Origin of the sequence: Micromonospora sp. BL1 (assembly GCF_003667485.1) — a bacterium.
In the GTDB taxonomy this organism is placed as follows: Bacteria; Actinomycetota; Actinomycetes; order Mycobacteriales; family Micromonosporaceae; genus Micromonospora; species Micromonospora tulbaghiae.
In genome coordinates this window covers 24,475-31,132 of the sequence record NZ_RCVK01000165.1, presented here as the reverse complement: position 1 = coordinate 31,132, position 6,658 = coordinate 24,475, and the positions used below count along the sequence as shown (strand labels likewise).

The 6,658-nt window shown below is 74.7% G+C and carries 4 protein-coding genes; 3 read left to right on the top strand and 1 reads right to left on the bottom strand.

What is annotated here, in order from left to right; all coding sequences use genetic code 11:
* Positions 1-32 precede the first annotated feature (32 nt).
* Positions 33-683 (top strand): LysE family translocator, encoded by a 651-nt coding sequence (locus tag EAD96_RS06410; protein ID WP_120569922.1) that lies wholly within the window; start codon positions 33-35, stop codon positions 681-683.
* 15 nt (positions 684-698) lie between these two features.
* On the opposite strand, the gene EAD96_RS06405 is transcribed toward EAD96_RS06410, so the two are convergent.
* Positions 699-2,708: a beta-galactosidase gene (locus EAD96_RS06405; protein WP_121683601.1), complete on the bottom strand. Its 2,010-nt coding sequence runs from the start codon at positions 2,706-2,708 to the stop codon at positions 699-701.
* A 115-nt stretch (positions 2,709-2,823) separates the two neighbouring features.
* Between EAD96_RS06405 and EAD96_RS06400 the strand changes: the two genes are divergently transcribed.
* On the top strand, positions 2,824-5,187 hold the full coding sequence (locus EAD96_RS06400) for a TIM-barrel domain-containing protein (RefSeq protein ID WP_121683600.1): 2,364 nt from the start codon (positions 2,824-2,826) through the stop codon (positions 5,185-5,187).
* Between the two features lie 47 nt (positions 5,188-5,234).
* A complete protein-coding gene (locus EAD96_RS06395) occupies positions 5,235-6,431 on the top strand; it encodes an ROK family transcriptional regulator (protein WP_121683599.1) in 1,197 nt (398 codons plus the stop codon).
* Positions 6,432-6,658: the final 227 nt, after the last annotated feature.

Genomic DNA, 6,658 nt, shown 5'->3' with positions numbered 1-6,658 from the left:
GTCCGGGGAAGGGCGGCAAACGGGGAGGCGTCGTGGTCACTGTCGGTGCGGTGATGGGAATCGCTCTGGTGGCGCTCGGTCTGGTGCTGACGCCCGGGCCGAACATGGTCTACCTGGTGTCGCGGTCGGTGACGCAGGGGCGGCGGGCCGGGCTGGTGTCGCTGCTCGGCGTGGCGGCCGGCTTCCTGGTCTACCTGGCCGCCGCGGTGGCCGGTATCGCCACCGTGTTCGTGCTGGTCCCGCCGCTGTACACGGCGGTGAAGCTGGCCGGCGCGGCGTACCTGCTGTGGCTGGCCTGGCGGACGCTGCGCCCCGGTGGCACGTCGGCGTTCACCCCGACGCCGCTGCCGCCCGACCGGCCCCGGCGCCTGTTCACCATGGGTCTGGTCACCAACCTGCTCAACCCGAAGATCGCCATCCTGTACGTGTCGCTGCTGCCGCAGTTCGTCGACCCGGCGCGCGGGCACGTGGCGGTGCAGAGTCTGCTGCTCGGCCTGACCCAGATCGTCGTGGCGCTCACCGTGAACGCGCTCATCGTGCTCAGCGCCGGCTCGGTGTCGGCGTTCCTCACCCGACGGCCGGGCTGGGCGCGCCTGCAGCGGTACGTGATGGGCACGGTGCTGGCGGCGCTCGCGGTGCGGATCGCCGCCGACCGCTCCCGCGCCGCCGTCGCCACCCCCTGACCCGGGGTACGCGCATCAGCGCACTGCCTCGCGTAGCACCGCCACTCCGCCCGGGTCCAGCGTCAGGGAGCCGTCGACCGTCGCGCCGGTCAGCAGGTCGAGCCCGGTGACCGGCACCCGCTGCGGCTGGTCGGTGTGGTTGAGCAGGTAGAGCAGGCTTCCGTCGGCGTCGTGCCGGCGTACCGCCTCCACGCCCGAGGGTGCGCCGGGACAGGTCGGGGTCACACCGGCGAGCCGGGCCGCCTCGGTGAGCAGCCGGCGGTAGGTGTCGTCGTCGGGGCGGGTCGAGACGTACCAGGCGTACGCGTCGCCGACCCGGTTGCGGGTGACAGCGGGCCGGCCGTCCAGCACTCCCCCGGCGTACGCGCTGATGGTCTCGGCGCCGGCCGGGTGCACCGTCTCCGACCAGATCCGGCCGGTCCCGCCGCCGGTCAGCGGCACCTGTTCGTCGTCGGCGAGCGGGTGGAACTCCTCCACCCGCACGCCGAGCAGGTCCCGGTACGCCCCCGGGTAGCCGCCCAGGCGCACCCGGGCGTGCTCGTCGGCCACGCCGCTGAGCCACGTCACCAGCAGGTGCCCGCCGCCGTGGACGTGCCGGCGTACCCAGTCGGCTGTGGCGTCCGAGGCGAGGTAGAGGGCGGGGAGCACGAGCAGCCGGGCGCCGTCGAGCGGGGTGCCGGGCGGCACGACGTCGGCGGTGACGCCCGCGTGCCACAGCGCCCGGTGCGCGGCGGCCACCTCGCCGGGGTGGTCGAGTCCGTCGCGGGGCATCCCCGGGTGCCGCAGCGCCCAGCTGCTCGCCGCGTCATACGCGACGGCCACGGCCGCCTGGACGCGGCCCGGCGCGGTCCCGGCGAGCCGGCCCAGCGCGGCGCCCAGGTCGGTGGCCTCGCGGAACACGCGGGTGTCCGCCCCGGCGTGCGACACCACTGCGGAGTGGAAGCGTTCCGCGCCGCCGGCCGGGGCGCGCCACTGGAAGAACATCACTCCGGCGGAGCCGCGTGCGACGTGGGCGAGGCTGTGCCGGGTCATCCGGCCGGGTTCCTTGGTGTGCATCCGCCCGGCGGTGTGGATCTGGTTGGGCGCGCTCTCCATGAGCAGCCACGGCACCGGCCGTCCGGCGCCGTGGCGGGCCCAGCCGCGGGCGAGGTCGGCGGCGAGCGCGGTCTGTTCCTCCGCGCCCGCGTCGGTCGTGGACGGGTAGTGGTCGATCGCCACCAGGTCGACCTCGCGCGCCCAGCGGGCGTGGTCGACCGGCACCCAGTCGCCGAGCACGGAGTTGGTGGTGACCGGCACGGCCGGGTTCGCCGTGCGCAGCAGGTCCCGCTGTTCGGTGTACGCGGACAGCAGCGTGTCGGACCAGAAGCGGCGGAAGTCGAGCAGCTGGCCGGGGTTGGCGAGGTACTGGGTGGCGCGGGGCGTGCCGACCTGCGCCCAGTCGGAGTAGTGCTGGCTCCAGAAGCTGGTGACCCAGGCGTCGTTGAGCGCGTCGAGGTCGCCGTACCGGGTGGTGAGCCATCGGCGGAACGCCGCCTCGGCGTGCGGGCAGTGGCAGGTGGTGCCGTACTCGTTGTGCACGTGCCACAGCGCCAGCGCCGGGTGGTGTGCGTAGCGGGCGGCGAGGACCCCGGCGATGCCGCGGGCTGCGTCGCGGTACGCGGGCGCGGCGGCGCAGTAGGTGTCGCGGCTGCCGTGGGTCAGGCGTACGCCGTCGGCGGTGACCGGCAGCGCGTCCGGGTGGCGCAGCGAGAACCACGGCGGCGGCGACGCGGTCGGGGTGGACAGGGCGGCGCGGATGCCGCCCGCGTGCAGCAGGTCCAGCACGTCGTCGAGCCAGTCGAGCGTGTACCGGCCGGGCTCGGGTTCCAGCCGGGACCAGGCGAACACGCCGACGGTGACCAGGTTGACCCCGGCGGCGCGCATCAGGGCGACGTCCTCGCGCCACACCCGCGGCGGCCACTGCTCCGGGTTCCAGTCGCCGCCGTAGCAGAGACGGCCGTCGTCCCACGGCGCTTTAGTTGTCATCCCGGCCAAAATAGGAACAGGTGAGAAGGAAAGTCAATGGCGTCGATCATTGACAGTTAGTTGGGCTTCCAAAGAAACTGGCGGGACCGCCCGTGGACGCCGCGAGGAGACGCCCATGCCGTACCGCCCGCCGCTGGTCCCGTACGAGACGTTCGTGGCCGACCCGCCCGACCTGCCGGTCCGCGCCCCCGGCGAGGAGGGCGCCGACGACGTGCTGCGGGCCGAGGTGGCCGCGACCGACGCGCACGGGGTCACCCTCACCACGACCTGCGCGTCCGGCCGCACGCTGATCGCGCGGGTCGAGGCCGCCGGCGACGGGATCATCCGGGTACGCCTCGCCGACGACCTCTCGGTCCGCAGCCGGTCCGCGGCCGCGCTGACACTGGTCCACCCGCAGCCGCACCCCGCCGCCGTGACCGTCACCGACGGACACGTCCGGGTCGGCGCCGGTGGCGTGGTCGCCGAGTTGCGCCTGGACCCGTGGGGGCTGCGGTTCCTCACTCCCGACGGGCGGCTGCTGCTGGCCGCCGACGGCGGTACCCGGGACATCAGCGGTCGCCGCCGCACGCTGCCGCTCGGCCGCTCCACGTTCGACGGCGAGCCGGTCGCCTGGCACGAGAGCTTCGTCGCGCCCGGCGACGAACGGTTCGTCGGCTTCGGCGAGAAGTTCACCCCGCTGGACAAGCGCGGCCAGCGCCCGCTGATGTGGAACTTCGACGCCTTCGGCGGCGAGTCCGACCGCTCGCACAAGAACGTGCCGTTCTACCTGTCCGACAGGGGTTACGGCGTCCTGGTCGACAGCGGGCTGCCGGTGCAGTTCGACGTGTGCGCGAGCACGCACAGCAGCGTGCAGATCCTCGTCCCGGACGACCTGCTCGACTACTACGTGCTGGCCGGACCCGCCCCGGCGCAGGTGCTCGACCGGCTCGACACGCTGACCGGACGGCCGTACCTGCCGCCGAGGTGGGCGTTCGGCGCGTGGATCTCGTCCGGCTTCTTCCCGGACAGCCAGCAGCGCGTGCTGGAACGGGCCCGGCGCATCCGCGAGCGGGACATCCCCTGCGACGTGCTGCACCTGGACTGCTACTGGCAGGTCGCCGGGCACTGGTCGGACCTGCGCTGGGACGCCGACGCCTTCCCCGACCCGGACGGCATGCTCAAGGACCTCACCGAGCAGGGCTTCCGGGTGTGCCTGTGGATGAACCCGTACCTGATGACCGGCAGCCCGCTCTACGCCGAGGCCGAGGCCGCCGGGTACCTCCTGCGCCGCCCGGACGGGAACACGTACGTCGCCGACACCTGGCACGGCAGCTACCCCGAATGCGCCATCGTGGACCTGACCGACCCGGCCGCGGTGCGCTGGTTCCAGGGCCTGCTGCGGCCACTGCTGGCGCAGGGCGTCGCCGTGTTCAAGACCGACTTCGCCGAGGGCGTGCCCGCCGACGCGGTCGCACACAACGGCATGACCGGCGTCGAACTGCACAACGTGTACGCGCTGCTGTTCAACGACGCGGTAGCCGACGTCACCGAGGAGGTGGCCGGGCACCGCACCGTGTGGGCGCGCTCGTCGTACCTGGGCGGGCAGCGGCACAGCGCGCAGTGGAGCGGCGACGTCAACGCCACCTGGCCGGGCATGGCCAGCACGCTGCGCGGCGGCCTGTCCCACGGGCTGTCCGGGGTGCCGTTCTGGAGCCACGACACCGGCGGCTTCCACGGCACCCCCGAGCCGGACCTGTACGTGCGCTGGACACAGTTCGGCGCGCTCTCCCCGCTGGTGCGGCTGCACGGCACCACGAGCCGGCTGCCGTGGGAGTTCCCGCCCGAGGCGGAACGGCACGCGGTGGACGCGCTGCGGCTGCGCTACCGGCTGCTGCCGTACCTCTGGTCGGCGGCGGTGGCGAGCGCCCGTACCGGCGGCCCGATGCTGCGGGCGCTGCTCGTCGACACCCCGGACGACCCGGCCGCCTGGACCGCCGACCTCCAGTACCGCCTCGGCACGGATCTGCTGGTGGCGCCGGTGCTCGACCCGTCCGGCGAACGCGCCGTCTACCTGCCGGCGGGCGACGACTGGCTCGACGCGTACACCGGGCAGCGGCACCCCGGCGGCCGGCACCTGCGGGTACGCGTGCCGCTGGACCGGCTGCCGCTGTACGTGCGGCACGGCGCGCTGATCCCCACCGTGGCACCCGCGGCGACGGTCGGGACCGGCCCGTTCCGGGATGTCACGCTCGTGGCCTGGGGTGGCGTCGACGGCGTGAGCGTGGTGCGGGATCCCGACGGCGACACCACCGTCACCGCGGTACGTGACGGCGACACGCTGCGCGTACGCGTGGACGGGCCGCTGGACGTCCGGGCGGTCAGCGTGGTCGGGGCGGACCCGCCGCGCCGGGTGGTGCTCGACGGCGAGCCGATGCCGGTGACGCCGTTCGCGCCGTGGTTCGGCGGCCGGGACCGGCCGGCCGGAATCTCGCCCATTTAGTTTAAGCTGTAGCCGAACTCGGGCCGGGCGCAGGAGGCGGGCAGTACGTGATCAGCATCGACCGGCCGACGGCCGACCTCGGCGACGTGCGGGTGACCAACCGGGCCGCGGTGCTCCGGCACGTCCGCCGCCACGCCCCCTGCTCCCGGGCCGACGTCGCCGCCCACACCGGGCTGAACAAGGCCACCGTCTCCAGCCTGGTCGCCGAGCTGATCGAGCACGGCCTGCTGCGGGAGACCGGGCTGACCGAGAACCGGGTGGGCCGCCCGGCCACCATGCTCGTCCTCGACGGCTCCCGCTACGTGGGGCTCGGCCTGCGCATCGGCGCCGACGAACTGGTCGCGGTCGCCGCCGGGCTGGGCGGCGACCCGGTGCTGACCTGGCGGCGCGCGTTCCCCGCCGCCACCGCCGGTCCCGAGGAGACGGTGAAGGCGCTCGTCGCGCTGACCCGCCGTGCCGTCACCCGGATCGGCACCGACCGCACCGTGCTCGGCCTGACAGTGGCCGTGCCGGGGCTGGTGAACCCCGACGGGGACGTGCCGGTGGCCCCCGCGCTGGGCTGGCGCGGCGTGCCGCTGGCCGCGTCGGTGCGTCGCGCGCTGCGCGACAGGGGTTTCCCCGTCGCCGTCGACACCGAGGCCAACCTGGCGGTGCTGGCCGAGCGGCGGCACGGCCCGTACGCCGCCACGACCGACCTGGTGCACCTCAGCGGCGGCCCGGCGATCGGCGCGGGCCTGATCAGCGGCGGCCGGCTGCTGCGCGGCGGGCGGGGCTTCGCCGGCGACATCGGGCACCTGCCCCTGGCCGCGGACGGACCGTCCTGCGACTGCGGGCGGCGCGGCTGCCTCACCGCGCTGCTCGGCGTGGACGCGGTGATCCGCCGCCTGCTGCCCGACGCCGGACCGGTCACCGACCACCTGCCGGAGGTCGAACGGATCCAGGCCCTGGCCCGCGCCGGGGACGAGCCGGTACGGACCGGGCTCACCGAGATCGGCCGGTTGCTCGGGCAGGCGGCGTCGGTGCTGTCCGGGCTGCTCGACCCGGAGGTGGTGGTGGTCGGCGGGCATCTGGCAGCGCTCGCGCCGTGGCTGCTGCCGGCCGCCCACGCCGAACTCGCGGCCCGCACACCGGTCCCGCCCGGCGTGCGGCTGGAGGCCAGCACGCTCGGGTCCGCGGCCGGGGCACTGGGCGGGGCCACCGCCGCACTGGCCACAGTGGAGGCCGGACGCCTGCCCGCCGGATGACCCCTTGACCGCACCCGCCGGAAGGTGCCAACCTCGGTAGCGCCGCGTTCCGGGACCGGGCAACCTGCGAAGCGGCGTGTTTTTCGGCGGTTGTCGAAGCGCTTCACCACCGCTCCGGGCCGACACCGCCGCACCCCCACCACCCCTTTTCGCGTACGCGACGCCGCATCACCGGCTCGTCCGTCGAAGCGCTTCGACGGACGAGTGGCAACACGTACGCCGACCGG

Excerpts from the sequence above, each read along its gene's own strand:
- EAD96_RS06405 (WP_121683601.1), bottom strand. The coding sequence starts at position 2,708 with ATGACAACTAAAGCGCCGTGGGACGACGGCCGTCTCTGCTACGGCGGC.
- EAD96_RS06400 (WP_121683600.1), top strand. The coding sequence starts at position 2,824 with ATGCCGTACCGCCCGCCGCTGGTCCCGTACGAGACGTTCGTGGCCGAC.